Source organism: Synechocystis sp. FACHB-908, assembly GCF_014698595.1.
GTDB lineage: Bacteria > Cyanobacteriota > Cyanobacteriia > Cyanobacteriales > Microcystaceae > Synechocystis.
Genome location: NZ_JACJTH010000005.1, coordinates 19973 through 46190, shown reverse-complemented (window position 1 = coordinate 46190; position 26218 = coordinate 19973). Strand labels below are relative to the sequence as shown.

At 47.5% G+C, this 26218-nt stretch carries 27 protein-coding genes; 13 read left to right on the top strand and 14 right to left on the bottom strand.

From position 1 onward, the window contains the following. Nucleotides 1–195 (top strand): transposase (locus H6G46_RS00805; RefSeq protein ID WP_190759817.1); only part of this gene is annotated, 195 nt, incomplete at its 5' end. A gap of 45 nt (nucleotides 196–240) precedes the next feature. After that, entirely contained in the window at nucleotides 241–525 is a 285-nt protein-coding gene (locus H6G46_RS00800; protein WP_020862042.1) for a hypothetical protein, read from the top strand. A 137-nt stretch (nucleotides 526–662) separates the two neighbouring features. Here the strand turns inward: H6G46_RS00800 and H6G46_RS00795 are convergent, their stop codons facing one another. From H6G46_RS00795 to H6G46_RS00785, 3 genes are read right to left on the bottom strand one after another with little or no spacing between them, the layout of a single operon-like run. After that, the gene (locus tag H6G46_RS00795) at nucleotides 663–1115 is read right to left on the bottom strand and encodes a biopolymer transporter ExbD (RefSeq protein WP_010873816.1); all 453 of its coding nucleotides are present in this window, start codon (nucleotides 1113–1115) and stop codon (nucleotides 663–665) included. Beyond that, on the bottom strand, nucleotides 1112–1555 hold the full coding sequence (locus H6G46_RS00790) for a biopolymer transporter ExbD (protein ID WP_010873817.1): 444 nt from the start codon (nucleotides 1553–1555) through the stop codon (nucleotides 1112–1114). Before H6G46_RS00790 ends, H6G46_RS00795 begins: the two co-directional genes overlap by 4 nt. Nucleotides 1556–1558: 3 nt before the next feature. Next, the gene (locus H6G46_RS00785) at nucleotides 1559–2323 is read right to left on the bottom strand and encodes a MotA/TolQ/ExbB proton channel family protein (protein ID WP_010873818.1); all 765 of its coding nucleotides are present in this window, start codon (nucleotides 2321–2323) and stop codon (nucleotides 1559–1561) included. A 211-nt stretch (nucleotides 2324–2534) separates the two neighbouring features. On the opposite strand from H6G46_RS00785, the gene H6G46_RS00780 reads away from it, so the two are divergent. The 3 genes from H6G46_RS00780 to H6G46_RS00770 all read left to right on the top strand — a co-directional run bounded on the left by H6G46_RS00780 (nucleotide 2535) and on the right by H6G46_RS00770 (nucleotide 5039). After that, entirely contained in the window at nucleotides 2535–3575 is a 1041-nt protein-coding gene (locus tag H6G46_RS00780; protein WP_010873819.1) for a Fe(3+) ABC transporter substrate-binding protein, read from the top strand. Nucleotides 3576–3747: 172 nt separating this feature from the next. Continuing rightward, nucleotides 3748–4542 (top strand): hypothetical protein, encoded by a 795-nt coding sequence (locus H6G46_RS00775; RefSeq protein ID WP_223211296.1) that lies wholly within the window; start codon nucleotides 3748–3750, stop codon nucleotides 4540–4542. Then, the gene (locus H6G46_RS00770; protein ID WP_010873821.1) at nucleotides 4539–5039 is read left to right on the top strand and encodes a pentapeptide repeat-containing protein; all 501 of its coding nucleotides are present in this window, start codon (nucleotides 4539–4541) and stop codon (nucleotides 5037–5039) included. The genes H6G46_RS00775 and H6G46_RS00770 overlap by 4 nt, the downstream gene beginning before the upstream one ends. On the opposite strand, the gene H6G46_RS00765 is transcribed toward H6G46_RS00770, so the two are convergent. Together H6G46_RS00765 and H6G46_RS00760 are read right to left on the bottom strand one after the other, a co-directional pair. Beyond that, nucleotides 5036–7456, bottom strand: coding sequence for an ATP-binding protein (locus H6G46_RS00765; protein WP_010873822.1), 2421 nt, complete (start codon nucleotides 7454–7456; stop codon nucleotides 5036–5038). The genes H6G46_RS00770 and H6G46_RS00765 overlap by 4 nt on opposite strands. Before the next feature lie 2 nt (nucleotides 7457–7458). Further along, nucleotides 7459–8448 (bottom strand): ABC transporter substrate-binding protein, encoded by a 990-nt coding sequence (locus H6G46_RS00760; protein WP_020862037.1) that lies wholly within the window; start codon nucleotides 8446–8448, stop codon nucleotides 7459–7461. Nucleotides 8449–8523: 75 nt separating this feature from the next. Here H6G46_RS00760 and H6G46_RS00755 point away from each other — a divergent pair, with 75 nt between their 5' ends. From H6G46_RS00755 to H6G46_RS00730, 6 genes are all read left to right on the top strand, one after another. Next, on the top strand, nucleotides 8524–9138 hold the full coding sequence (locus tag H6G46_RS00755) for a GNAT family N-acetyltransferase (RefSeq protein ID WP_010873824.1): 615 nt from the start codon (nucleotides 8524–8526) through the stop codon (nucleotides 9136–9138). 93 nt (nucleotides 9139–9231) lie between these two features. Continuing rightward, nucleotides 9232–9765 (top strand): AbfB domain-containing protein, encoded by a 534-nt coding sequence (locus tag H6G46_RS00750; RefSeq protein ID WP_010873825.1) that lies wholly within the window; start codon nucleotides 9232–9234, stop codon nucleotides 9763–9765. A gap of 201 nt (nucleotides 9766–9966) precedes the next feature. Then, on the top strand, nucleotides 9967–10269 hold the full coding sequence (gene purS / locus H6G46_RS00745; RefSeq protein WP_010873826.1) for a phosphoribosylformylglycinamidine synthase subunit PurS: 303 nt from the start codon (nucleotides 9967–9969) through the stop codon (nucleotides 10267–10269). After that, a complete protein-coding gene (gene purQ, locus H6G46_RS00740; RefSeq protein WP_010873827.1) occupies nucleotides 10266–10940 on the top strand; it encodes a phosphoribosylformylglycinamidine synthase subunit PurQ in 675 nt (224 codons plus the stop codon). Before purS ends, purQ begins: the two co-directional genes overlap by 4 nt. A gap of 58 nt (nucleotides 10941–10998) precedes the next feature. Next, entirely contained in the window at nucleotides 10999–11928 is a 930-nt protein-coding gene (locus H6G46_RS00735) for an EamA family transporter (protein WP_020862035.1), read from the top strand. A gap of 257 nt (nucleotides 11929–12185) precedes the next feature. Then, entirely contained in the window at nucleotides 12186–13076 is an 891-nt protein-coding gene (locus H6G46_RS00730; protein ID WP_010873829.1) for a hypothetical protein, read from the top strand. Nucleotides 13077–13226: 150 nt separating this feature from the next. Here H6G46_RS00730 and H6G46_RS00725 read toward each other — a convergent pair whose 3' ends face one another. From H6G46_RS00725 to H6G46_RS00715, 3 genes are all read right to left on the bottom strand, one after another. Further along, the gene (locus H6G46_RS00725) at nucleotides 13227–15281 is read right to left on the bottom strand and encodes an FAD-dependent oxidoreductase (protein WP_010873830.1); all 2055 of its coding nucleotides are present in this window, start codon (nucleotides 15279–15281) and stop codon (nucleotides 13227–13229) included. A 222-nt stretch (nucleotides 15282–15503) separates the two neighbouring features. After that, entirely contained in the window at nucleotides 15504–16064 is a 561-nt protein-coding gene (locus H6G46_RS00720) for a DUF2808 domain-containing protein (protein ID WP_010873831.1), read from the bottom strand. 321 nt (nucleotides 16065–16385) lie between these two features. Next, entirely contained in the window at nucleotides 16386–17387 is a 1002-nt protein-coding gene (locus H6G46_RS00715) for a ribose-phosphate pyrophosphokinase (RefSeq protein WP_010873832.1), read from the bottom strand. Nucleotides 17388–17557: 170 nt separating this feature from the next. Between H6G46_RS00715 and bioD the strand changes: the two genes are divergently transcribed. After that, nucleotides 17558–18271, top strand: a complete 714-nt coding sequence (bioD, locus tag H6G46_RS00710; RefSeq protein WP_010873833.1) for a dethiobiotin synthase — start codon at nucleotides 17558–17560, stop codon at nucleotides 18269–18271. A gap of 50 nt (nucleotides 18272–18321) precedes the next feature. On the opposite strand, the gene queA is transcribed toward bioD, so the two are convergent. The 6 genes from queA to glk form a co-directional block, all read right to left on the bottom strand. Beyond that, the gene (queA, locus tag H6G46_RS00705) at nucleotides 18322–19422 is read right to left on the bottom strand and encodes a tRNA preQ1(34) S-adenosylmethionine ribosyltransferase-isomerase QueA (RefSeq protein WP_010873834.1); all 1101 of its coding nucleotides are present in this window, start codon (nucleotides 19420–19422) and stop codon (nucleotides 18322–18324) included. Nucleotides 19423–19511: 89 nt separating this feature from the next. Continuing rightward, entirely contained in the window at nucleotides 19512–20639 is a 1128-nt protein-coding gene (locus H6G46_RS00700) for an AI-2E family transporter (protein WP_010873835.1), read from the bottom strand. Between the two features lie 116 nt (nucleotides 20640–20755). Next, nucleotides 20756–21490 carry a creatininase family protein gene (locus H6G46_RS00695; protein ID WP_010873836.1) on the bottom strand — a complete coding sequence of 245 codons (735 nt, stop codon included), beginning with the start codon at nucleotides 21488–21490 and terminating at the stop codon, nucleotides 20756–20758. 35 nt (nucleotides 21491–21525) lie between these two features. Next, nucleotides 21526–21957: a hypothetical protein gene (locus H6G46_RS00690; RefSeq protein WP_010873837.1), complete on the bottom strand. Its 432-nt coding sequence runs from the start codon at nucleotides 21955–21957 to the stop codon at nucleotides 21526–21528. A 70-nt stretch (nucleotides 21958–22027) separates the two neighbouring features. Next, nucleotides 22028–22645: a Crp/Fnr family transcriptional regulator gene (locus tag H6G46_RS00685; RefSeq protein WP_010873838.1), complete on the bottom strand. Its 618-nt coding sequence runs from the start codon at nucleotides 22643–22645 to the stop codon at nucleotides 22028–22030. A 180-nt stretch (nucleotides 22646–22825) separates the two neighbouring features. Beyond that, the gene (gene glk, locus H6G46_RS00680; protein WP_010873839.1) at nucleotides 22826–23893 is read right to left on the bottom strand and encodes a glucokinase; all 1068 of its coding nucleotides are present in this window, start codon (nucleotides 23891–23893) and stop codon (nucleotides 22826–22828) included. Between the two features lie 206 nt (nucleotides 23894–24099). Between glk and H6G46_RS00675 the strand changes: the two genes are divergently transcribed. Continuing rightward, complete coding sequence (locus tag H6G46_RS00675) at nucleotides 24100–25842, top strand: ABC transporter ATP-binding protein (protein ID WP_010873840.1); 1743 nt, start codon at nucleotides 24100–24102, stop codon at nucleotides 25840–25842. The last annotated feature ends 376 nt before the right edge of the window (nucleotides 25843–26218 follow it).

Genomic DNA, 26218 nt, shown 5'->3' with positions numbered 1-26218 from the left:
ACCTTGAATGTGGTCAGCAAAAAGCAGGGACAAAAAGGCTTTGAAGTCCTACCCCGCCGTTGGGTAGTCGAGCGCACTTTTGCTTGGTTTGGTCGTTATCGTCGTTTAAGCAAAGATTATGAATATTTACCTACCACCAGTGAGACAATGCTCTATGTTGCCATGGTTCATCTCATGCTTCAAAGGCTTGCTTAAAACTTTTCAAACACTTTCTTACAAAAAGTAGATAAAATTGCATGGTTGATATTTAATGAATACCTAAAAGGATTTGCCGAAGTCGCTACTATTCCAGAAGAAGGAACTGGGTATATTGATAAGCTTTACATATCAAAGAGACGATATTTACAACCAGCTAAAGTTAACATCAAAATCTTAGATTCTAATTGTAGTGTTTGGCTTCCTTTTGGAAAATCGCTTGAATTTAAAAACTATGTAGATGCAAAAGAAGAAATTAAGAAACGTTTAAATAATGCTGGTTTTTCAAGTATAAAAATTTCCTTTAAGCAGGAATCAATTATTTCTTAAAAATTAGTAGAGGATTTTAGACAACCTCGGTTGATCGAACAGAAAAATATAAAAAATATCCTATTGGAGTGACAGAGAAAATCACTTTTTATCCAACACCTGTGTCGACTTATATTGATCATTGTTTCCATCCATACTCAAGGCATGGCCCCAGCACCAATTAAGAGGGAAACCCGATCACCGCCCACTTCCTTCAAGCTAGAGAGAATTTCAATGGCACTTTGATAGGGAACGTCCCCTGACACCCGCAGGTAAACGTAGCGCTGGGGGGACTGTTGCAAATAGTTAGGTAACTGCTGTAGAAGTTGAGCTTTTTCCACAGGGCGATCATTTACCGAGAGTTTTCCCCCTGGGTGTAACACCACTGGGAGAAATTGCGGCTCTTCCGGGTTTTCTAATGGCGCTTCGGCGGATTGGACCTCCGTAGTTTCAGCTTCCTGGGGTAAACGAACCAGCAAAGATGCTCCCTCTTCCGCTAGGTTGGCGGCAACGGCGACAAAAAAGGCCAACACGACCAGCATCACATTGAGCATGGGGGTAATTTCTAGTTCCGGCAATTTGTCCCGGTCTTGTCGGTGTCTAAATTTCATAGCTCTGGGTCTGATTTATGAACCACCAAAAGGACCCGATCGCCGCCTACTTCCACCATTTGGACTAATAAATCATCCACTTGACGATAGTTTAACTGTCCGTCCACCGTTAACCTCACCTCACCCTGGGGATGGGTCGCTAAAAAGGTGGCGATCGCCGTTAATAATTTATCCCTTTCGACGATATTGCCTCCCAGCAAAACGTCACCCTGACGATTTAAACCCACATCTAAACTAGGTGCCTTGACCTTTGTTTGGGGGGATGAATCCTCTTCTTTGGCAAAACCGCCTGCGCTCTCCGGTGGCTCTAGATCGGCGATCACCCTACCAGTCAAAGACATGGTTAAAATTACAAAAAAGGTTAATACCGACATCAAGACATCAATCATCGGTACTAAATTAATCCCTGGAGTCCTTGCCCCCCTGACTCGGCTTTTCATCGGTTATGGCTCAGCAATTCTAGCCGCCATTAATAAATTGGGCATTGGCTGATGAGGTTCGTACCAGACCTCACGGTAAATAAGTTCTAATTCACTGCCCACTGCGGCAAAATAATCCATTTGTTGGGACTGTAAACTGACCAAAACCCTAAATACTAACAGGGCAAAAATCGCCACCATCATCCCCGCTGCCGTGGTAATCAACGCTTCTCCAATGCCCGAGGCGGCCTGGGTAGCCTCCGCACTGGAGCCTCCTCCCCCGATATTGAGATTGTTAAAAGTGCGAATTAAGCCCGTTACGGTGCCTAACAAGCCCAAGAGAGGAGCTAGGGCAATGATAGTTTCCAGGAGTTTATCCCCCCGTCGCATTCGGGCAAATTCTTTATCGGCGGTGGCTTCCATGGCCAAACGGAAAGTTTCTGGACTAGGATGGCGTAGTTTAAGGGGAGCCAGCAGAAAACGACCAATGGCTAAATGTCGAGCATGTTCAGCAATTTCCCGAGCCTTTACCAAATCCTCAACCGCCGCATCGAGCACATCCCGCACAACCTGGTCTTCTTGAATCAGTAGGCGACTCCAAAACCAACCTCGTTCGAAGGCAGTGGTAAGGGCAAGGATGGACAGCAGTAACAAAGGAAACATCACTACCCCTCCCTTAAGAAACTCATCGAGTAGCCGCGGAGTTTGAGTCAAAAACAGGGGGGATGGGGCCATGGACAGAAAACAGGGAAATTTTCTAAATAATAATCTCTTGCAATTATCCAGCACAAGTGCTTCAATAATTTATGGATTATTGCACTTTATTTGCAATAAAGTTGACTATCCGAGGTTGACCCACTCCAGATGCCCATTAAGCTATCTATCACTAGCCAAACAAGCCCAGACATGGGGCCTAGTTCGGATTAAGGGGACTGGGTTGAGCCTGCACTATTGATTACTTTCATTTTAAATTGCCCACTATCCATTGCCCTAGACTTCGATGACAACTAAGATTTCCCGGCGGACTTTTTTTGTGGGCGGCACCGCCCTCACTGCCCTAGTGGTAGCTAATTTGCCCCGGCGGGCCTCTGCCCAGTCCCGCACGATCAACCTCTATTCTTCACGGCATTACAACACCGATGATGCCCTCTACGATGCTTTTGGCGAGGTTAACCTCATTGAGGCCAGTGCCGAAGAACTGATTGAGCGTATCCAAAGTGAAGGGGCTAATAGTCCAGGGGATATTTTATTCACCGTAGATGCCGGTATGTTATGGCGGGCGGAACAGGCGGGACTTTTCCAACCGGTGCGCAGCGGCAAGCTGAATGAGCGCATTCCCGAAAATTTGCGCCACCCTGATGGGCTATGGTATGGCTTCACCCAGAGAGCCCGGGTGTTGTATTACAGTCGCGACCGGGTCAATCCAGCGGATCTCTCCACCTACGAAGCCCTGGCGGATCCCCAATGGCGAGGAAAAATTCTGGTGCGCCCTTCCAGTAATGTATATAACCTTTCCCTAACTGCTTCCCGCATTGCCATCCATGGAGAGCCAGAAACCCGCCGCTGGTTACAAGGCTTGGTGGGTAACTTTGCCCGGCAACCGGAGGGTAATGACACGGCACAAATTCGTGCTATTGCCGCCGGCATCGGAGATGTGGCGATCGCCAATAGCTACTACTATATCCGCCTGCAAAAGTCCACCGATCCCGCCGATCAAGAAGTGGTGGAAAAAGTCAGCCTTTTCTTTCCAAACACTGGCTCCGGAGAGCGGGGAACCCATGTCAATGTCAGTGGGGCTGGGGTGCTGAAAAATGCCCCCAATCGAGACGCGGCGATCGCCTTCCTGGAATATCTAGCCAGTGATGACGCCCAACGTTATTTTGCTGAGGGCAACAATGAGTATCCGGTAATTCCAGGGGTACCCATTGATCCTGTGCTAGCCGCCCATGGCCAACTAAAAGGAGACCCCCTCAATGTTTCTAACTTGGGACGTTACCAACCCGATTCAGCTCGTTTAATGAATGAAGTTGGCTGGCAGTAATGCAAAAAAAATTGGACAATTGCCGGAGTTTGGCCTCTGATTATTGCATATAAATTGCATATAGGGGTTAGAACACGATATGGTTTTGGCAGGATCAAACGCCGTTCTCAAACTTTCAGAGGTACGGTGTTTTTGTTGCCAGTCTTCTGTTTCTTCCCTTTTTTTGGATTCCATGTGGCCCCTCTCCTGGCATCAGTTAAAATTTCCCCTAGCATTTATCTGTGCTTCTACAATCCATGGAGGGTTACTCTGGTTACCCTTGCCCCCCCCAGCAGCGGAGTTGGAGCCTCTCCCCCCCCCATCAAAGGATTCTGCTTCCGAGGCGATCGCCACAGTGCCCCTCGCCGACCTAGTGACACCGGCCCCCATGGCAGAACCTCCGCCAAAGAAATCCCCCCAAGTTTTAGCGCCTCTCCCTGGGTCTCAATCTGTTCGTGAAGTAGTGCCTGATGTTATAGCGCCACCACCATCTCCTCCCCAAACCACTCCTCTACCGAAAGCCTCCCCTAAAGCAGTAAAGGCACCCCAGGGCGAACCGAATCAAAGGCAGGACAACGAAAAAATTGAGCCTGAATCGGTTCCAGAATCCCGCTCTGACCAAGGGCAGGAGGTTGAGAATGAGATTAAAAGTATTGAACCCTCCTCCTTCCCTCAGCCTAAGAGGGAACTCATCGCTGGCATTGCCCACTTAGAAGGAGCTCAATCAGGATGCTACGGCTCAGAGGATTGTCATTTTCTGGCAGGGGCCACGGTGCGGGACGTCACCCAAGACCTCCAAGCCCGTTTGGAGGCACAAGGCTTCCGTCTGAGTGAGAGTTATCGAGATACGGGATTGCGGGTATATGAGGTTTATCGGCAAGACAAACTACCCCAATTTCTCCACATCGTCAGTGATAATGCGGGACGGGATGCGTTTTATCTTCTCTCCCCCCAACAAAAAACCTTAGAGGAACTTAGATCGCAATGAATAACAAAAAACTCAGCCTAACCCTGCCATTGGTAGGAATCCTAGCTCTGACGGCTTGTAATCAGCCCAAGGAAGAAATTGATCCCCTATCCCAGTTGCGGGAGAAAGGGGAATGTCTTGATTGCAATCTAGCGGGGGCAGACCTGCGGGAGTTTAATTTGGAAAATGCCCGCTTGAACCGTTCTGATTTATCGGGGGCAAATTTATCGGGGGTGAATTTACGGCGGGCGTTGTTGGACCGGGCCAACTTGACAGGGGCAAATCTGAGTGAAACGGATTTAACCGAAGCGGCCTTAACTGAAGCCAATCTGGCCGGGGCGGATTTGAGCGGCGCTAATTTGGAACGGAGTTTTCTGCGGGATGTGGATTTAACTGGAGCTAATCTGAAAGGAGCCAACCTAGCCTGGGCCAATTTAACGGCGGCCAACTTAACCGATGTCGATTTGGAGGAGGCGGAATTTTGGGAAACAACCATGCCCGATGGTTCTCGTCGTTAACGGGGAACGGGACAAGTCTCTTCCCGGACAATTTCCATTAAGCGATGGAAACGCACAGGTTTAACTAATAATTCGTTGGTGGCAATTTCTAGTTGGGCAATGTTACTTTTTGTCTGTTCTGTGGCATCCACTAAGGCAATAATTGTGATGGGGCTAGAGCCGAAAAATTTACGAATTTCATCCAATTTATCCTTCACTTCTTCCCCGGTATTGGCTAAATCCATCACCAATACATGGCAGGATTGATCACCGATTTTGACTAATTGGGTTAATTCCGCTGCGGTTGGATAAAGACAATTTAACCATTGCATTTGGTATCCTTTAGCTCGGAAATAACTACTTAGGGTGGTGGCATAGGCAGAATTTTTACTAATTAAAGTGATGATTATCGGAGTCGGACTGCCGTGATTAGTAACCTCCACCAGTTGCCCCCGGTGGCGCGGCCCATCTTTATCTTGAAAAACACAGGGAATGGTAATCTTAAAACGACTGCCCTCATTGAGCTTGCTGGTCACTGTCACTGAGCCGCCATGGAGTTCAACAATTTTTTTCACTAAAGATAAGCCCAATCCAGTGCCGTCATAGCGACGGTTAAGGGCGCTATCAATCTGCACAAACGGCTCAAAAATATTGTTTAGTCTATCCGCCTCAATGCCAATGCCAGTATCGAAAACAGTGAAACTTAACTGTGGTGGCGACTGGCTATTTTCTTTCCCCTGCTCCTTTATTAAGTCAGCCTGTACGACTACTTTTCCCCCTTCTGGGGTAAATTTAATGGCGTTATTCAGTAGGTTAATTAAAACTTGACAAAGTCGTCGCTTATCCACTAGCACATCAGGCAAATTGGGAATAATTTCAGACGACAAATTAATTTGTTTTTGGATCGCAAATTGTTGGACAAAAGTTAAACTATGATTGACCAATGCTGACACGCTGGTGGGGTTTAAATCCAAATCCATTCTGCCCGCTTCAATTTTAGAAAGGTCAAGAATATCATTAATTAATGAAAGTAAGTGTCGGCCACTATTTTCTACTATTTCTAACGACTGGACTTGTTTACCGTTGAGGGGACCATAAACTTGGTTTTGTAGAGTCTCTATCATGCCCAAAATGGAGTTGAGGGGAGTGCGTAATTCGTGGCTCATATTGGCCAGAAATTCGTCTTTGAGTTGAGTGGCTTTGGCTAAAATTTTGTTGGAAAGTTTTAGTTGTTCTTCTGCTTTTTTAATCTCCGTAATATCGGCGATCGTACCGATAATTTTCACAAATGCCTCCCCTTGTTCCTGATGGATTTGCCCCCGCAACAAACAATGATAAATTTCCCCATTGGCCGCTTCCAAACGGAGTTCTGTGGATAGTTCCATGGTGGGATCTTCCAAGCTTTGCTCAATGGCCTGCCAAAACATTGGGCGATCGCCAAGGTGAATGAAAAAATCCCCATCTGCCGGTTCAAGGGGTTGCTCAAAGCCAAGCCAAGTAATCAAATTGGGGTCCACTTCAAAGTAGTGTATTTTAGGCTGACATTCCCACACCCATACCCTTGTGGCCTGGGAAGCTAATTCATAGCGTTGGGCAATTTCCACATATTTTCTTTCGGCAATTTCTAGGGCTTCTCGTTGATAAATCTGCAATTGATTGAAGGTCTGCACCAGGGTTTGGCCCAAAAAACCAATTTCATTGCTCGGTAGAGGGGGCAAATTAAACTGCTCAGTATTGTCATAGTTAATTAAGGCCCGGTGCAGTTTCCCCAAAGGGAGCAACACCGCATATCTAATTAATAACCCTAAAAGCAGGAGAATTACTACTATCCCAATAATGAACGAACCCACCACGAGCAAAAGTCCCTGGTTAACCTCTCGGTTTAATTCCTGTTTTGATAGAATGGTGATTGCTACTCCCCGTCGGTGACTATTTTGATCACGGTAACTTTCTCCCTGCTCAGGGAAAGAGTAAGTGTTAAAGGGAAGAGCGTAAACCACCACTTCTTCTTCTTCAATTTGGGTAATTAGGGATTGGGGGATACCGCTGATGGAAACCTGTTCAAAAATAGGAAAAAGAGCTGGTGTGACTTGGGCATATTTTTCTCCCCGTACCATTTTTATTTCTCCACCATGGGCAATGAGAATGCCATTGGGATCAACGATTGAAATTGTTTGTACGTTGGGCCAAGTCGCATAGTTTTGGGCCAAACGATTGAGGCGATAAACATCCTTGGTTTCCACCAAACCTTCCGCCGCAAACTCTAAACCTTCGGTTAATCGCTGGGCCCTTGTGATAATATTAATTCTTGATTTTTCTTGTAATTGTTGCCTGGTTAAAACTACGGCTATGGCGCTGGTGATCATCAAAATAAGGGCGCAACCAGCTAGCAACTGGTAACGGAGAGGCCGGGTAAAACGTGGTTTCTCCTGAACCATTCTTAAGACCGCTCCACAGCTTGGGAAAACAGTCGAGAATTGATGACAATATCATCTCGAATAATCAGGCGATGACCATAACTTTCTAGTAGCAACCGATAGCCTCTAGAAATGACGGATTCTAATTGTCTTTGCACTAACATTTTTTCATTCAAGAGGCGATCGCCGTGAATCATCCCCTGGAAACCTTGGACAAAGACCTCCACAGGCACATCCAACTGTTGGGCCACAATGGTAAAAACTTCTTCGGGATTAGTTTCCACCGCATCCATCACCTCCAGCCATACCTGAATAAACCGAATTAATTCCTCCTGTTTTTCTTCAACTACTGCTGGACGGGTTATCAGACCATCCACCACCATGCTGTCGATTTCGGCCGTGGTGTAGATAATGTTTCCCCCAATTTCTTCTGCTGTTTTCTCCAACAGGGGGTCCCAAAGCACCGCTGCGTCAATGGAACCATCTTTGAGGTGATTGACTCCTTCTTCGTTCGATATGTCAATAATTTCCACTTCATCCAGGTCTAGGTCGTTGGCCCACAGAGCTTCTAGCAAAATTACGTGGGCAAGACTACCAAACCGGGCGCTAATCTTTTTGCCAGGCATCTGGGCCATGAAATTTAATCTCGGCCGGGCCACAATGCCGTCGGAACCGGCCGAAACATCGGCAACCAGGATAAACTCTGGGGTGTCTTGGGGAAAATCCAATTGCATGGCCTGGGGTAGGGGGGCAAAACTGGCATCCTGGTAGCCCCGCATTGTGGCCCGGAGATTATCATTCTGTTCTTCAAAATGAACTAATTTAACGTCTAGTCCCCGCTTGGTGAATAGACCCTTAGATTCGGCATACAGAATCACGCTATAGCCAGGCCAGTCATTCATGCCTACTATGAGCGGCTGTAAAACTTGCTTGGGACGCAGGCTAATTAAGGCGATCGCCGTTAGGATGAGGATAAGCCCAAACCCCAACAGCTTTTTAAGGGAATACTTCATTGCGGTCTGGGAAATATTAAGGGAATTGGCAAATCTGATCAATGCACCTATTCCGGCCAACACATTCAGTAACCTATGGAAAAATCACCGTTGAGTCCCCCCGGCTATTGCCTTTATAAAGGGACTACCAGAGATCGGCGGTTACTGGTGGATTTTCTGGAGCGTACCTACCATTCCCTTTTCCCGGAACTGTGCGACTTTCCCCATTTAGAACAAACAGTGGAAAGCTATTTTTCTTGGCGATCGCCATTGTGGTGGGTTGTGCCGGAAACGACCCAAGGAAATTCTAATCATAACGACCATGATAGCCCTTTTTTTCCACGGGAAGATCCCCTGGGATTAATGGCCCAAATCAATCCGACAATTGGGCCAGCCGATGGTTTTAATCAAACAAATTCGGCAGAGAAAATCACTCGTCCCCAACCCATTGCCGGCCTTTGGTTAGGTAACGCCATTGATCAGGTCACAGGCGATCGCCATGGACATATTTTCATGCTCTATGTGGAGCCGGCCCACCGTCGTCGGGGCATTGCTACTTCCTTGATGGAACAGGCCCAACAATGGGGCCAACAAAGAGGTGATCGATTAATAGCATTGCAGGTTTTTAGCCATAACCAAGGGGCAATGAAATTATATGAAAAATTTGGTTTTACTCCCCATGCTTTGGTCATGCAAAAAAGCTTGATATAATCGAGATATATCTAGGAAATAGGTTCACCAAAAAAGAGTCTAAGTATTAATTTACCAGCCTAGATTGTCGGATTAAACGGAAGGTAAAATAAAATGAAACTTTTACCACTTCTCCCCCTATTTGGCTTGACAGTGGCCTTAGCGATTCCCTCTATGGCTATTTTGGGTGGACCTAGGCAAATCCAAGCCCAAAGCCCTTATGTTCGTTATGAGTCAGTCAATTATCCCCAGCGTTACATACGTCACAGAAACTATCTGGGCTACATTGAACCCGTCAAGACAAGCTTAGATGAATTGGATTCTAGTTTTCGCGTCACAACAGGATTAGCAAACCCTAATTGCATTTCTTTAGAATCTAGAAACTTTCCGAATTACTTCCTAAGACATAGAAACTATCGCATAATTTTGTCTGCCAATGAAAACAATGATCTTTTTAGGCAGGATGCAACTTTTTGTCCAAGAAATGGATTAAATTCCCAAGGGGGAGTATCATTTGAATCAAACAATTATCCAGGTCACTATATTCGACATCGAAACTTTGAACTGTGGCTTGATAAATTTAGCGGATTTACAGAAAGCACAATTTTCAGAAATGACGCTACTTTCATTCAAAGAGATGTACCTTAAAATAGTTGTCAGTTTTTAACCCAACTCAAAGTCGTTAGCATCGCTTATTTTCAGCATAATTTGGCTAAGTGCCTTGGAATCAATAAAGCCTAGTTATGCACAAAATAATCCGGCGCTCTTTAGCAGTAAAGTGATTTCATTTTCGAGATCTAGATTTGGGGCTAGTCTTGCCGAGAAAGACTTTCTAAGGCAGGATTAACAGTGGCAGATTCCCCGGTAAGGCCCTCCATGTCCCATTCCTACCATTGTCGTATTTACGTTACCCTACGTCCCTCCGTGCTTGACCCCGCTGGGACTGCTGTGCAATCTGGTTTGCAACAATTGGGCTACGATGGCGTTTCCCAGGTCAGAATTGGTAAATACATTGAGTTAACCCTCGAGGCCCCGGACGAAGCCACCGCTTCCCAACAGCTAGACACCATGTGTGACCAACTATTGGCCAATACGGTGATCGAAAATTATTGCTTTGAAATTACCGCCCTAGAAGGTGCCGTCACACCATGACCAGTTTTGGTATTATTGTTTTCCCCGGTTCCAACTGCGATCGGGACATTGCCACCGTCACCGCCGGTTTATTAGACCAGCCAACTCGATTTATTTGGCACCAAGAAACCGATCTCCACGGGGTAGATGTGGTGGTTTTGCCAGGGGGCTTCAGCTACGGTGATTATCTCCGCTGTGGGGCGATCGCCAGATTTTCTCCTATTATGACCGCCATCATTGACCATGCCAACGCAGGCAAAAGGGTGTTGGGTATCTGTAACGGTTTTCAGGTGCTAACGGAAGTTGGTTTACTGCCGGGGGCTTTAATTCGCAATCGGGATTTACATTTCATCTGTGACCGGGTGACCGTGCGGGTTGAAAGTAACCAGACAGTCTGGACAAAGGGTTACCAATCCCAACAGGTAATCACCCTTCCCATTGCCCACGGCGAGGGCCGCTATTTTGCTGATGGGGATACGTTGAAAGCCTTGGAGGATAACGAGCAAATTCTCTTCCGCTACAGCAACGCCCAGGGGGAATTGACAACGGACAGCAATCCCAACGGTTCTTTGCACAATATTGCTGGCATTACCAATGTCCAAGGTAATGTGCTGGGCATGATGCCCCACCCAGAACGGGCGGCCGATCGCCTACTCAAGGCCACTGATGGCCTGGCCATGTTTATCAGTTAGGTTAGTCCATGAAGGCAAGTATGGCCTATTCACATCTAAACGAAGAGGATCATTAACTTTGCTCACCGGAGCTAAACGCTTAACGTTAACGGAGTGGAAAACCATTGGCCTCCTGCTGACCATGGTCACTACCCAGGTGTTGGGGGATATTTGGCTCAGCCGGGGCATGAAAGTGTTCGGCGCAGTGGAAGATTATAGTCTTGCAGGTTTGTGGACATTGTTTCTCTATCTGCTCACTTCCCCCTGGATTGTGGTGGGGGTAATCACGTTACTGTTTGCCCTGTTTCTCTATTTCACCGCTACATCCCGGCTGGATTTAAGTTTAGTTCTGCCCCTATTTTCTTCCAGCTACATTCTCAATGCCCTACTGGCATGGCTAATACTGGGGGAAGAAGTTTCCTTTTACCGTTGGCTGGCCACTTTTATGATCGCCAGTGGAGTATTTATTGTCTGTTGGTCAGAACATCGCCACCGTTCCCAACTAATGGGGGAAAAGTTTAGCCCGACCCCAGCCCCGGTCGTACCAGTTAAGTCTTCCCGGCGATCGCCATTGTGGTTATTTCCTGTGGGCATTGCCCTTTCTCGGGTTTGGTTTGGCATTTTGATTTTAATTTTCACCGATTCCGCTGGGGACGTACTCATTGCCCGGGGCATGAAACAAATTGGCCCTGTGAGGTTACAATCGCCCCTGAAAATGGTCAAGTTAATTGGTCGTATTCTTTCCCATCCCTCAGTGTTAGGGGGCATTGGTTGCCAAACCATCAGTTTTGTTACTTTTATTTCCCTGCTCAGTTGGACCGATATTAGCCTGATCCGACCAGCGGGGGCATTGGGTTACGTCATGAGCCTATTGGGGGCCAAATTTTTGCTGAAAGAAACCATTCCCCTGGCTCGGTGGCTGGGCATCGGCGTGATTACCGCTGGGGTAGCCCTTATCGCCCTCGACGAAGTTAATTTGGTGGATCAAATTTTGCTATTTTTCCTGTAGACAAAGCAATTTGGCGATCGGCCTAGTTGTTTATTCTAGTCCCATCAAGGAGCAGTGGAATAGCAAGATCCATTACTAAAAGCATTTTAAAAATTATTCAATGGAATTATTTTATTTGTCCCAAAGTATTGACATAGCTATTGATTAACTTTCTGACTAAAATAGTCCACCATCACAGTTAATCAATTTACACAATTCCACCCATAAATAACCCACTTCCTCATTAAAATTGAGATATCCGAATTGGAATTTTAATTATGAAGACTTCTATTTTATCTGCATCAACTTTGCTGATTCTTGGCTTAACCAGTTTAATTCCAGCCATGGCCCAATCTCAAAGTATTACCTGCTTGAGGGAGGGCAGTTTTATTACCTGTCCTGGCTATGGACGTTTTGATTATACTTCTGATAATCGTTATAACCGTGAGTCAGAGATAAATAACCTTTTTATACAGGTTTTGGGGCGTAACGCCACCAGCAATGAATTACGGGACTTTACCCAGACTATTAATAACCGAGGTTGGTCTTTGGCACAAGTCAGAGAAAACCTAGTTAATAGTGAAGAATTTTACCAATCTGTTAATAGCTTTTACCGAGAATCCTTAGGCCGAAATATTGATGACAATGGCTTAATGCATTATCGTAGTGTAGTTGTTAATGGCCAAAACTTAGGAAATATTCGCAACGAAATCAACAATAGCACTGAAGCCAGAAACTTAAATAATGGCGGTAATTATAACCAAGGCAATAATTCTGTACGACAACGTCAATTCAATGACATGTATGTTCAAGTGTTGGGTCGTAATGCCAACTCCAACGATGTAAGGGATTACAATCGGTCAATGAACAGTAATCGTAATTATTCCTTGCTCGAAGCCCGTCAAGATTTGGTAAACAGCCAAAAATTTAAAACAGCAATGGATAGCTTATATCAACAATATTTAGGACGTAATGCTGACACAGTGGGGCTACAAGGTTATCGCAATGCAGTCATGGCTGGTAGTACTTTTGATAATATCAAAAATGAAATCTCCAATAGTCCTGAAGCTGAACGATATCAAGACAATAGCGATAATTCAAGCAATCCATCCAGTGGGACTTCAATCATGAAAGGGCTTCTTTGTGGAATTACTAATATATGTTTTTGATGAATTTCACAAATAAAATCAAGGAGTTCATTTAAAAAAAATTGAGAGAAAGGGGTAAAGGCAGCAATATCTCTCTTTTTTTTAAATTTATAGCGGCAGCAAAAGCATATTTCAATTAAGGAAAAATACAAAATTAGAACTTTAAAACTCCTATTTCCAATTTTCAAAGCTGGTGAAAATAGACGTGTTGGGAAAAGCTGTCGGGTTGCCAGTACTGTCAATTTTGCGCCGCAACTGTAACAATTTTTGATTGGCAATTAAAGCGGTTTGATTTACCAATTGATAGGGTAAATAATCATTTTGCAACGCATCCGCCGCCACAATACCCGCCGCCGCCCCAGAAGACCATTCAAAGGAATGCACCCGATAGGCCGCCGCCGCAATATGACTAGTGGCAATGGTTTTTCCCACCACTAAGAGATTATCGACGCGTTGGGGAATCATGGCCCGCAGGGGAATTTGGAACGGGTAGGAAGGAGTATGGGCTTGGCGTTCCCCCGGTCGCTCGATGTTGCCGGGTTTTTCCACTGGATATTCCAGATAACAGGGATGAAAATCAATGTTGTAATGGCCAATGCCCACGGAATCAGGATACATGGTGGCCCGCTGGCGACGCTCCACTGCATCGGGGGAAAGGCTACCATCAAGCACATCCAAACCGTCAATGCCCGCTAGCTCTGCGTGTAAACGACGGTAATCCCTAGGAGAAAGATTTTCCCGGTAAAAATCGTCTTTAAAATCCTGGCGGGAAATATCCGTTTCATTGATTTCAAATCCGTTGGGGTAAATAAAATCCGGCCGGCCAATGATTCTGCGCCCTTCCCGAATATAGGGAAACTTGGAAAGACCATGCTCGGTGCCCATGGGACTATCCAGCCCCTTCAGCAAACGGTTATTGGGATTGGGCGTTTTGACATTGTCGCCCAGCTTGGCATCGGTGGTACCCGCCACTAACCAATGGTAAAAACCCAAGGCGATTTTTTCGCCATTGGCTAAGCTTTCCGTCCGCAGTCCCCCTAGCCAACCCCCTGGTTCCAGTTGTCCTGTTTGTTGTAGTTGCTCTCTGGTGTAAACAAAATTGTCCCTAGGAGTACCGGGAGTGTAATCGTTTCCCGGCAACCAGTTTTGCATGGAAATTTCCCCTGGCTGGGTGGGACTAACCCCAAAGCGATTTTTCGGTTGGTTAGGGGTAGCAGGCTCAAAAATACCTAGCCCATCGGGACTCCAAATGCGTCGATAGGTAAACAGCGCATCAAAATCAAACCGGGATTGGTCGTAGCTGTAATAGGGAGTAAATCTTTGGTAAAAATCCGGCTCTGGTTGGGGTTGGGGCTCGGTGGTGGCCTCCATGGCAAAGGTGTAGGTGAAGCCCTGGGTACAGTAGGCAAAGCCTTCCACACTAGAAGAGGAGGGATCAAGATAGGTGCGGGGATCCACTCCTACCCGGTAGGGCACATCTGCTAAACCAATTAATTCCCCGGTTTCCGTAGCTTCCACCACCAACCATTGGGCTGTTCTACCCTGGTTACTTTGGGGCGCAGTGAAGTTAATGATAGTTTTAGTGAATTGCTCCGAATCTTCGTAGCGGTAACTATCTTCAATGGTCTGGGATAAAAACTGACTGTTCAACGGTGGGGCGTTGGGAGCCGGTTGGTGCTGAATGGCGATCGCCTGAATAATTTCTTCTCCTGCTTCCCCAAGGGCGGTGGGGGCTAAGACTAATTCTTTGATAACCGTGTTAGGAAACCATTGCAGAGTGCCCTGGCCTTTCTTTTCTGCATCCTCCAGCATTGCCATCAGAATGTCATGGCCATCCTTGGGTAGGAAACAAGAAGAGCGGCTTACCCAGCATTTGCCGGGATTTTGCACACCGTAGAAATCCTTAATCCGTTGCCGTAGCTCCAGATAACCCCGGGGATAAAACAACTTATCCGTTTGGGTTGGCCGTTCATCGAGGGCGGCGGTGCCCTGGGAAGTAAGTTGACCCCCCACCCAATCCGTCAGCTCCGTCATGCAAACATTTTTCCCCGCCAACAGACCTTCATAGGCCGTTGCTGTGCCGGCTAATCCACCCCCCACTATCAAAATTTCGCACTCCACTGTCTTGTCCACTGGCCTGGGAGGAGCAGTTTGCCCAGGGGCGATCGGCCAGGAAAAAATTGCCAGAAAAATAGCCGCAACAGTTCGGCGGCAGTAGGTAATCATCAAAGTTATCGCTACTCAATGCAATTAATAAAAACCAAGGAAATGCCGTTGGTAAAGATCACACAGATAAGATTGAATTAGTGTCAATCTAACCTGAATCTAAACCTGAGGGACAATTTAAAATCACAGGTTCAGAAGGCGGGGACAAAAATTATCCTTGACCCGTCTTTGCCAGTCTTGTCAATCGAAACCCCGACAAAAGTCCCCCATAGGATAAACCAACTAGCGGTTAATACTCACAATCCAAGTCCCTAAATAAACTCGGACGGGAATATCACCGGATACCATGGCATCGGCCACCATGTAATAAGTTCCAAGGCTGGGGTTAGTAACATTGGAAAGGGTAATGGTCACCTGACTGTTGGGTTCTGCTGGCTCTGCCAAAACAATCTGTAAAAAGCGACTTTCTTTGTCCCAAACCACATCTTCAATTTCAATGTTTCCCTGGCGTTTAGTTTCAACCCGGACTTTATCTACATCGAAAGTGCCATCAAAATTTTCGGGGTAGGAAACGTATAGAACTTTCGCCCCCTGGGTCATTTTCTTGGCGGGGATATACAGTTTATAGCGGTCCCTTTGACCAGAACGACCGTTGAATTGTAAGTAGTAATCCAGAATATCGCTACGATTATCCACCCCACTAAAAATAGTGAATCCAGAGTTACCTTGGGCAAAACCAATGGCAGGCAACCCCATCACCAAAACACCACTTAGGGAGAGAAGCGCGAGTAGTTTTTTGGACAATTTAGCTTGGGAAAATTTAGGCATAGATGGCATAGACATGGCTTGGCCTCCGAGGAAATTGAGATGGAAAAGGGGGAATGTCTAGTGGAAATCTATTTGAGAAATCCTCAAGAGTTAGCAATTGAGGCAACAGAACCGGGCATAGAACAAAGCTTGCAAACAAGCCTGAGCCCGAAAATAGTAACTGGATGACGGCATTGACCGCCCAACTACTAGCATAGCCAAAGAAATTGCCGAACCAAGGCATGGCCCAAGGCGGCATCAGCTTCAAATTACTTAACCAAGACTATCACCCCGTCCCAGCTTTGGCCAGCCTGGCTATCCAGCTTTACCATTGTCCACAAAAAATTATTGTTATTCCTAGCGGAACATACTGCTGACGGAGCTTTCCTCGTGGATGCGCCAAATCGCTTCCCCAATTAAATTAGCCACGGAAAGAATAGTCAGTTGGGGAAAATGATGATCGTCAGGCACGGGAATGGTATTGGTAACAATCACCTCTTCAAACAAGCCACCAGAAAGGCGATTGATGGCCGGCTCCGAGAAAACAGCATGGGTGGCACAGGCATAGACCTGACGAGCGCCCTGGGCCCGGAGCAAACGGGAGCCTTCCGACAAAGTACCAGCGGTGTCGATCATGTCATCCACTAGCACGGCGGTTTTTCCGTCCACGTCACCTATGAGATTTAATACTTCTGCAACGTTATGGCTCTGACGACGTTTATCAATAATGGCCAGGGGGGCATCGTTTAACTTTTTGGCAAAGGCCCGAGCCCGGGCTACCCCTCCCACGTCGGGGGAAACCACCACTAAGTCAGTTAGTTGCTTACTTTTTAGGTAGTCGATAATAACGGGGGAACCGTACATGTGGTCGCAGGGAATGTCAAAATAACCCTGGATCTGGGCAGAGTGGAGGTCCATAGCTAAAACCCGTTGGGCCCCGGCACCGGTGATGAGATTAGCAACTAACTTGGCCGAGATGGATTCCCGACCAGCGGTTTTACGATCTGCCCTCGCATAACCGTAATAGGGCAACACGGCGGTAATCTGGCGGGCTGAAGCACGACGGCAGGCATCGATCATGATCAGCAATTCCATCAAGTTATCGTTAACCGGATGGCAGCAGGGTTGGATCAGATAAACGTCACCGCCCCGAATGGATTCCTGGATTTGAATGTAGAGTTCTCCATCGGCAAACCGTTTCCGCAACATGGGGCCGATGTCCATGCCCAAATAACGGGCCACTTCTTGGGATAAAGATGGGTTGGATGATCCGGAAAAAAGACGTAAGCGATTGTTGTCAGATAAGGCAGACAGCATCGATTGACGTGTTAAAGTAGCGATACGGCTCACGGCAGACACTTTACCCCCATGTCATGGCAGATTACTGGTGTTTCCCTTAGTCGGGTGCCCGGAAGCAAACCCAGGGTTTTCGATCCAATCATAGCGGATTCTTTCCTCGCCAATCTCTTTAGGTTTTGCAAAACTTAAATTAACCTCCAATAAATTTCTCTTCCCAGTTTTTGCTCCCCATGTCGAATTTTTCCCGAGCCGTTGACCAAAAAACTTTATTAGTTGCGGGTTGCGACACAGGGGTGGGGAAAACGGTAACTACTTCGGCGTTGGCGGCCTACTGGTGGAAGTGTGGCAAAGATCAGTCTTTCGGACTAATGAAGTTGATGCAGACTGGTCTGGGGGATGACGAGCTTTACCAACAATTATTCGGCCATCTGACCCGCTGGGATGTGGTGACGCCGCTGAAATTTGCTACGCCCCTAGCTCCTCCTTTGGCCGCTGACCAAGAAGGAAAAACCATTGATTTGGGAGTAGTCTGGCAGACTTTGCAGACAATGCAACAAAACCATGACCATGTACTGGTGGAAGCCCTGGGTAGTTTGGGTTCCCCCGTTACCCACGAACTGACAGTGGCGGATATTGCCGCCCTTTGGCGTTTGGAAACTATTTTGGTGGTGCCGGTGCAACTGGGGGCCATGGGCCAGGCGATCGCCCAGGTGGCCTTGGCCAGACAAACTAAGGTCAAACTGAAGGGCTTAGTGCTCAGTTGTGCTAGCCCGGAGGCGGAGGGCAAGGTGGAAGACTGGGCCACTCCAGCTATGTTGGAATCCTTTACCCATTTGCCGGTTTTGGGGATTGTGCCCTACCTAACCGAGTCGGAGCGGGAAAATTTATCTCGTTTAGCGGAGATTACGGCCCGATTTGGCCTGGAAAAATTAGCCTATTTTTAGGTTAATTCGGTTGAATATAAACCGATTTAAATAATACCCAGCCCCTAGTTTTATCGAATTTTTTCCTGTCCTCGGCAAGCTTCCGGCAGAATCACCATGGCATCTCCAAAGGAGTAAAATCGGTACCCTTTGGCGATCGCCGTTTCGTAAATGGCCATTAACCGGGGGCGGCTGATTAGGGCACTGACCAACATTAATAAACTGGATTTGGGCAAGTGAAAATTGGTAATCAGCCCATCCACTAAGCGCCATTGATAACCGGGGTAAATAAACAAATCCGTCTGGCCCCGAAAGGGTTGCAGGGGTTGCCGGGGAAAATCACTTTCCTGGGCCATGCCTTCCAAACAGCGCACCACCGTGGTGCCCACCGCAAAAATTCTGCCCCCACTGGCCCTAGTTTTTTCAATCACTTCCACCGTCGTTGGAGGTACATCAATCCATTCTTGGTGCATTACGTGGTCGAGAATATTTTCCGCTTCCACGGGGCGAAAGGTGCCAATGCCCACATGGAGAGTAACTTTCGCTGTCTGTACTCCCTGTTGGGCTAGTTTTGTGAACAATTCCTCGGTGAAATGTAACCCCGCTGTGGGGGCCGCCACCGCTCCTAATTTTTCCGCATAGATGGTTTGATATTGGTCATTCGTGGCTTGGCGATCACCGATGTAGGGAGGAAAGGGAATTTCACCATAGTCTGGCAACACATCCCAGAGTCTTTGTCCCGGCTCCAAAACAAATTCTAATAACCGTCCCCCCGTGGCATCGTCCCGTTGCAAAATGGTGGCCCAGAGGTCGGGCTTTTCCCCATCCCTGGCGGGAAATTTAACTTTGGCCCCCAGCTTTAATCTTTTGCCTGGCTTGACTAGGGCAATCCATTGGTTTTCAGTACACTCTGTCAAGAGTAAAATCTCCACTGCCACGCCATTTTCTTTTTGGCCATGGAGACGGGCGGGCATTACCTTCGTGTCATTGAGGACTAATAAATCCCCCGGTTTCAGATAGTTACCCAAATCATAAAAATGTTGGTGGTCCACGGTGAATGGGTCTTTCACCACCAGTAGACGGGAATGATCCCGGGGAACGGCGGGGGTTTGGGCAATACAATCTGCAGGGAGATGGTAATCGTAACTACTAAGATATTTGTCCTGGTCCATGGATGGTCGAAATGCGAAAAATTTTAAAAGACAGAGACAGTAAAAAATAAAGTCCTACAGGCTTTAACCCTTAACAATTATCCAAAAATTTAGGTCGAAACCACTGAAACTTCAGCGGGCTGTTCCCCAGATTTTTTCGGTAATCCCCGCAGGCGATCGCTCGTTGCTTTGATAACGCTGGCTAGGGGCACCGCCACCAACAGACCCAAAACTCCCCCTAATTTACTGCCTACAAACAAAGAAACAATAATCCAAGCAGGATTTAAACCGGTGCGGTTACCCATCAAACGAGGGGAGATGACATTATCATTAATTTGCCCCACAATCACCGCCGCCAAAAGAATTTTTACCCCCAACCAAAAGTTTTCCAACATTAGCAACAGACTAATGACAATAATGCTTAAAGCACTGGCAAAAGGAATCAAAGTGCTTAGACCGATGGTAATGGCAAAAAGGATGGCATAGGGGGCTTGGAGTAGGGTAAACACAACCATTTGAGCCACCGAGAGAATACCCGCTAAAATTGCCTGGGTGGCAAAATATCCTTCAAAGGTATCCCGAATTAAATTTTGCAAATCTCTCTGCCAAGGATGGGGAAACCAGCTAAAAATGCCATCCCAAATTTTTTCTCCCCCCAGCACCAGGAAAATGGTCAGCACTAACAGGATCAAGCCATTAATACTGGTGCTAATGGTGACCCCCACTAGCCCCAACAGTTGATTGCCAAAGGAATTGAGAATGCGGCTTAACTTTTCAATTGCCTGACTGATCAGGGGTTGGAGGTCCACCTGGAGATTGGCGTAATGCTCATTGACCCAAGCTTGTAGCATCAGCAGTTGGGCGTTGCCGGAACGGAACCAGCCGGGTAAGTTATCCAGCAGTTGTCCCAATTGGTCGATCGCCAGGGGAATGACGATTAACAGAAAAAGACTGATGACGACCAGGGCAATGAGTAGAACGCTAGCCACCGCCCAGGGTCGTTTGAGACCTTTTTCCACCAAAATTCGGACGGGAATATCTAATAAAAAAGCTAGTAGGGCGGCCGCCACCAACAAACTACTGAGGGGTTGCAAAAAACCCATGGCTTTGTAGATTAACCAACCGTTGAGGAAAAAGAGAGGAAAGAGCAGACTCAGCCGGAGCCAAGGGGGGGATTGTTTCAGTTCTTCCAACATGGCGGGCGCAGACAGACTATCAACTACGGGGGCAATGTTCACCTTAACCTAGCCAGGGGCATTTGGCGATCGCCGATCGGGGGGTTCAGTTTATTACTGCCAGTTTTCCTAGAAAGATTAAGTAATCCGCCCATTGGGGAAATTTGGCTGAATTGAAGCTAATTTTCTGCCAAAAACCGCTGATAGCTCTCACTTAATTCCTTCACTGCCACTTCATAAAACCGTTGGCCATGTTCTGGGGTAGCCAGGGCCGGATTGGAGCCCATGCGGCCATCAGAATAATGGGCCCGGAAATCTTGGGCACTATAAATACTATGGCCTGAGGCAACTTCCGAATTTAACGGCGCAGTTTTAATCGCTTCGGGGTAAACAAATTGGGTTACAGCCACTTCACTGGGGGTGGCGTGGGAACCTTCTTGGTCACTGTAGAGTTCCTTGGCTAATTGATATACTCCCCTGGCCATGAACCAATTACCCACCTGACAACGGACATCTTGGCCATGGCTGCCCAAATGGTGATAGGTTTCGGAAAAAGCGGCTTTGAGGGTGGCAATATTTCCCCCATGGCCATTGATGAAGTAAAAACGGCTAAAACCGGCGTTGGCTAAACTACTGACGTAATCCATAACAACCTGGATCAGGGTACTGGGACGCAAACTAATACTGCCGGGAAAGGCCAAATGATGCAAAGCCATGCCGACGTTAATGGTTGGCCCCACCATTGCTCCAGTTGCTTCCCCCACTCCTTTGGCGATCGCCTCCGCACAAATGGCATCGGTACCGATCAGACCAGTGGGGCCGTGCTGTTCCGTAGAACCAATGGGAAAAATAATGCCGCTGGAAGACTGTAGATAATTTTCGACTTCGGGCCAGGTGGAGAGGTGCAATTGCATGGTGGGCTTGGGCTAAATGGGCTAACTAGTTCCATCTACCTTAAAACAGGTTCAGAGAAAATAGTTTTACCATTCTTGGTTACCCGTAACTGTTGCCGGTCCACCCAATAGGTATAGGCTCCATTGGTGGCGTAGTAGGTGCCGCTGTCGGTGATTAGCACATCCATCACATTAATCTGGTCGCCATTGTTTTTATTAACGCCCCGGTAGAAAATTTGTCCGTCGTAGGTTTGGCAAATATAGGCTAGATAAGTTTTGGTTTCATAGGCTTCCACCACTTCCGCCCTGGGACAACCTCGAATAATTTCCGCTAGTAACAATTGGGATGGTAATGTTTGTAACCCAGTTAGCGGAGAGGCGATCGCCGTTGCACTACCAGCTTTTAATGGGATGGGGGCCAGCAAAGTCGTTGCTACTGTCAAAGCCCCAAGCCATCGACAACAGTGCCCAAGGTTTGCCCAGACCATAACTATTTCCTCAACTGCACAACAACTGAGTCCAGGCTATCAAAAAAAACCTTGCCAATCCGGTTCACACCTAGTTTCCCAAGGCAATGACCAAATGGCGATCGCCGTCTAAACTGACCTTTCCCTGGGTTTGGAATTCCCCCAGCAGACGGGTGACTGTTACCCTGGTGGTGCCAATGGCATTGGCTAACATTTGATGGGTGAGCCGCACCGATAAACGCATGCCCCCGGTCCCTGGTTGCCCCAATTCCTGTCCTAGTAAGTTCAGTAGGCCTTGGAGTCTTTCGTCCACCCGTTTATAACCGGCGATCGCCAGTAGAGCTTCCCTCTGCCTCACCTGCTGTAGGGTCTGGTCAAGCACCAAGCGACATAAATTAGCGTTGTTGGTAATCATTTCCAGGGAATAACCCCGCAGATATACATCCGTCAAAGCTCGAATTTGGTAGGTTTCCCGTTGATGGGCACTAAAATCTAAGCCCACAAAACTACCGGGTTGGGCCCAACCCATCAGCACCTCATCGCCTCCCAAGGTCCATTGACTGACCTGTAAAATCCCCCGGTAAATTTGCCAACACCCCTGGTCTTTGGGCGGAACAACGTCACCCCTTTCATAGAATTGGAGGGGCTGGGAGTCTAAGCCTACTAAGGCACTTAAACCATCGGCGATCGGGGAACTGTTCACAAACATAAAATCAGGCAACCCTCAAAAATCAATCCAGGCGATCGGGCTTAGTTCCCATTGGTCAAGCATCTTGTTTGCATTACCCAAGCATGACTCCCATTGGGCCAGATCTCCCCCAAAGTCAGCATAACCCTTCCCCGCAATTCCCAGGTAAAGGCAAAGTTAACAACTAAAAATGTCCACTTCCTAAGACTGGGCCGCACAAACCGCCGCGCCAATTAGGCCAACTTTGGCGTTGAGTACCACCTGTACGGGAATTGTCCCCATTAAGCTTTGCATCCTGCCTTTGTCGCTAAAGCCTTGCATAAAACTGCCCTTTTCCAGTAAAGGGATAATTTTGGGGGCAATACCACCGGCAACGTACAAACCACCTCTGGGTAGTAGCTTCAAAGCAAGATTTCCTGCCTCTGCTCCATAGGCCCCGAGAAAAAGTTCCATGGCTTGGTCAGCCAATACATCTGTGCCTTCCAGGGCGGCTTGGGATACGGCGGCGGCCAGATCGACGGTTTTGGTTTCTTGGTCCTTTTCTCGATTCCAGGTTTGGTAGAGTTTGCTGAATTGGGCTGATTCCCGTTCTGGGTATTGGTGCCGCAAAAATTCGTAAATCATGGCGATGCCCATGCCGGATACCACCCGTTCAATGGAAATCCGCCCTAGGGAATACTTCTTTTTGAGATACTCCAATAACTGCCATTCCAAAGGCGATCGGGGGGCAAAGTCACCGTGGGCTCCTTCGGAGGCAAAAACTCGATATCTTCCTTGGCCCTGGGGAATTACGTAGCATTGTCCCAAGCCGGTGCCTGCTCCCAATATGGCGATCGCCCCTGACGGATCCACGGGAGCGGCCTGGAGTACGGTTAAATCCTCTGACCCTAGCCCTAAAATGCCGTAACCCACAGCGGCAAAATCATTGATGAGGTCAACCTGGGCAATGGCCAATTCCTGGGCCAGGCGATCGCCGCTGAGATGCCAATCTAAATTAGTGAGGCGACAGGTGTTATCGATCACAGGGCCGGCAATGGCGAAACAGGCCTTAGCAACGGAGATTGGGTTACCCAACACAAAGGCTGCTTCTTGACGGAATTGTTGCACCATGGGCACCAGATCGGGAAAAGCTGGACTGCTGTAGGTCTGTTCAAACAGAGTCACCGGCCGGGCCAACCCTGGGCTACTCTCGTTTATCGTCACCAGGGCCAGAATCGTTTTAGTGCCGCCGATATCCCCTGCCAAAAAATTTACGCCCATGGCCCCCATGGCCCCAAAGCCATTGAAAAACTACACAAAATCCTGTCTTTTAGCAGTTTAGGTCACCGAGGAAAGGGTCACCAAGCAAAAAGCTAAAATTCTCCCGTTTCAGCAAGTTTTAGCAACTTTAGGAGAGCAGTTCCTCCACCTGGGCCAGAGGAAATTAACCGTTAAATGGGTTACGATCAAAGCTGTTTTCCCTTTAGGTTTCGTCCATGGCCGCCCCCAGCGTCAAGCAGTTACTTCGTTATTTAACTCCCCATTGGCGGGCGATCGGAGCTGGAACCTTTGCGCTATTTTTGGCCAATGCCCTGGGGGTTTACATTCCCATTTTGATGCGGGATAGTATTGACGATTTAATGCCCCCCTTTGAGGCATCGGACGTAGCTCGCATTGTGGTGCTAATTGTTGTTCTCGCTTCCCTAATGTGGTTTATCCGCATGGCCTCCCGCATTCTAATTTTTGGGGTGGGAAGACAGGTGGAATACGAGCTCAAACAGAAAATTTTTGACCATCTGCTCAAGTTAGAGCCCCTCTATTTCACCGAAAATACCATTGGGGATTTGATTAACCGGGCCACCAGCGATGTGGATAATATTCGTCGCTTGGTGGGTTTTGCGGTGTTGAGTTTGATCAACACTGTTTTTGCCTATGCCCTGACTATCCCGGCCATGTTTGCCCTCCACATTCCCCTCACCTTGTTGGCGGTTTCTGTTTATCCGCTGATGCTGATGAGTGTCAATCTTTTCAGCGGTAAGTTGCGAGATTATCAATTGGAGGTGCAGGAAGAGTTGTCTGCCCTGAGCGAACTGGTGCAAGAGGATATGAGCGGCATTAGTTTAATCAAAATTTATTCCCAGGAAGATAACGAACGACAGGCTTTTCAGACGAGAAACCAAAAATTGCTCCAGGCAAACCTGAAGCTGGCCCGCATTAGAAATTTTCTTTTTCCCCTCATTGAGGGTCTGGCTTACCTCAGTTTGCTCATTTTGCTGGCCTTTGGCACTGGCTTAATTCAAGATGGCAGTATCACCATTGGGGACTTCATTGCCCTGATCATTTTGGTGGAACGGTTGGTATTTCCCACTGCCCTACTTGGTTTTACCATCACCGCCTACCAACGGGGAGAAGTGAGCATTCAACGGGTGGAAGCTATTTTCCATACCACTCCGAAAATTTTAACGGTGCCCCAACCTCTGCCCTTTAGTCCGGCTCAGGCCACCGGAAAAATCACCGCCCGCGGCCTGAACTATTGCTACCCTGGTAGCGACCTGCCAGCGTTGGAGCAAGTGGACTTTACTGTTTATCCTGGAGAAATGGTGGCCATTGTGGGGCCTATCGGTTCCGGTAAATCTACGTTGGTTAATGTTTTACCCCGTTTGTTGGATATTGCCCCTGGTCAGGTGTTCATTGATGACTACGACATCACCCAAATTGCCCTCAGCGATTTACGCTCGGCGATCGCCTTTGTGCCCCAGGAAAGTTTTTTGTTCAGCACCACCATTGCCGAAAACATTGCTTACAGTGATCCTAGTCAAACTGACACGGCGATCGAGCAGGCGGCCCACCAGGCCCATTTAGACCAGGAAATTGCTAACTTTCCCCAACATTACCAAACCCTAGTGGGGGAAAGAGGCATCACCCTGTCCGGTGGCCAAAGACAGCGGGCTGCCCTAGCCAGAGCTTTAATTCTTGATGCTCCCCTGTTGGTGCTAGACGATGCCCTTTCCAGCGTGGATAACCAGACCGCCACCCGCATTTTGCATTACCTGGCCCGCCGCAATAACACGGTACTCTTTGTTTCCCATCAACTTTCCGCCGCTGCCCAAGCGGACCGCATTTTTGTCATGGACCATGGCCGCATTGTCCAAACGGGCAGCCATGAAGAACTACTGCAACAGTCAGGACTTTATCAATCCCTGTGGCAACAAAATGAGTTAGAAAAGGTTTTAAGTTGAGTTGGATCTAAAAATGGGTTGCGCATACCCCGCAGCTTGCTGCGATTGGGTCTTTCACTGAATAAAGCTATTTTTAAGGTAATTATAATTAGATAGAGTTCTAGTCATCTTTCCACATAAATAGTACCATCTTTATCGGTTGTAATTCTTCTCTTTATTCATATCCATTGATAGAGCTGTAATTTTTTCCCTGGCTCTATTGTAGAAGCACTATTGTACTATCCAATCAGGAAGTTTGCGTTATCTCCGTTCCTTTAAGGATTGGAATCGGCTCTCATTCTAATGATCCTGGCGATCGCCACTAGAGCCAATCATATTATTTCAACAACAAATTATTATGGTATTTAATAACTAATATAGGTGATTGATCTAGGGA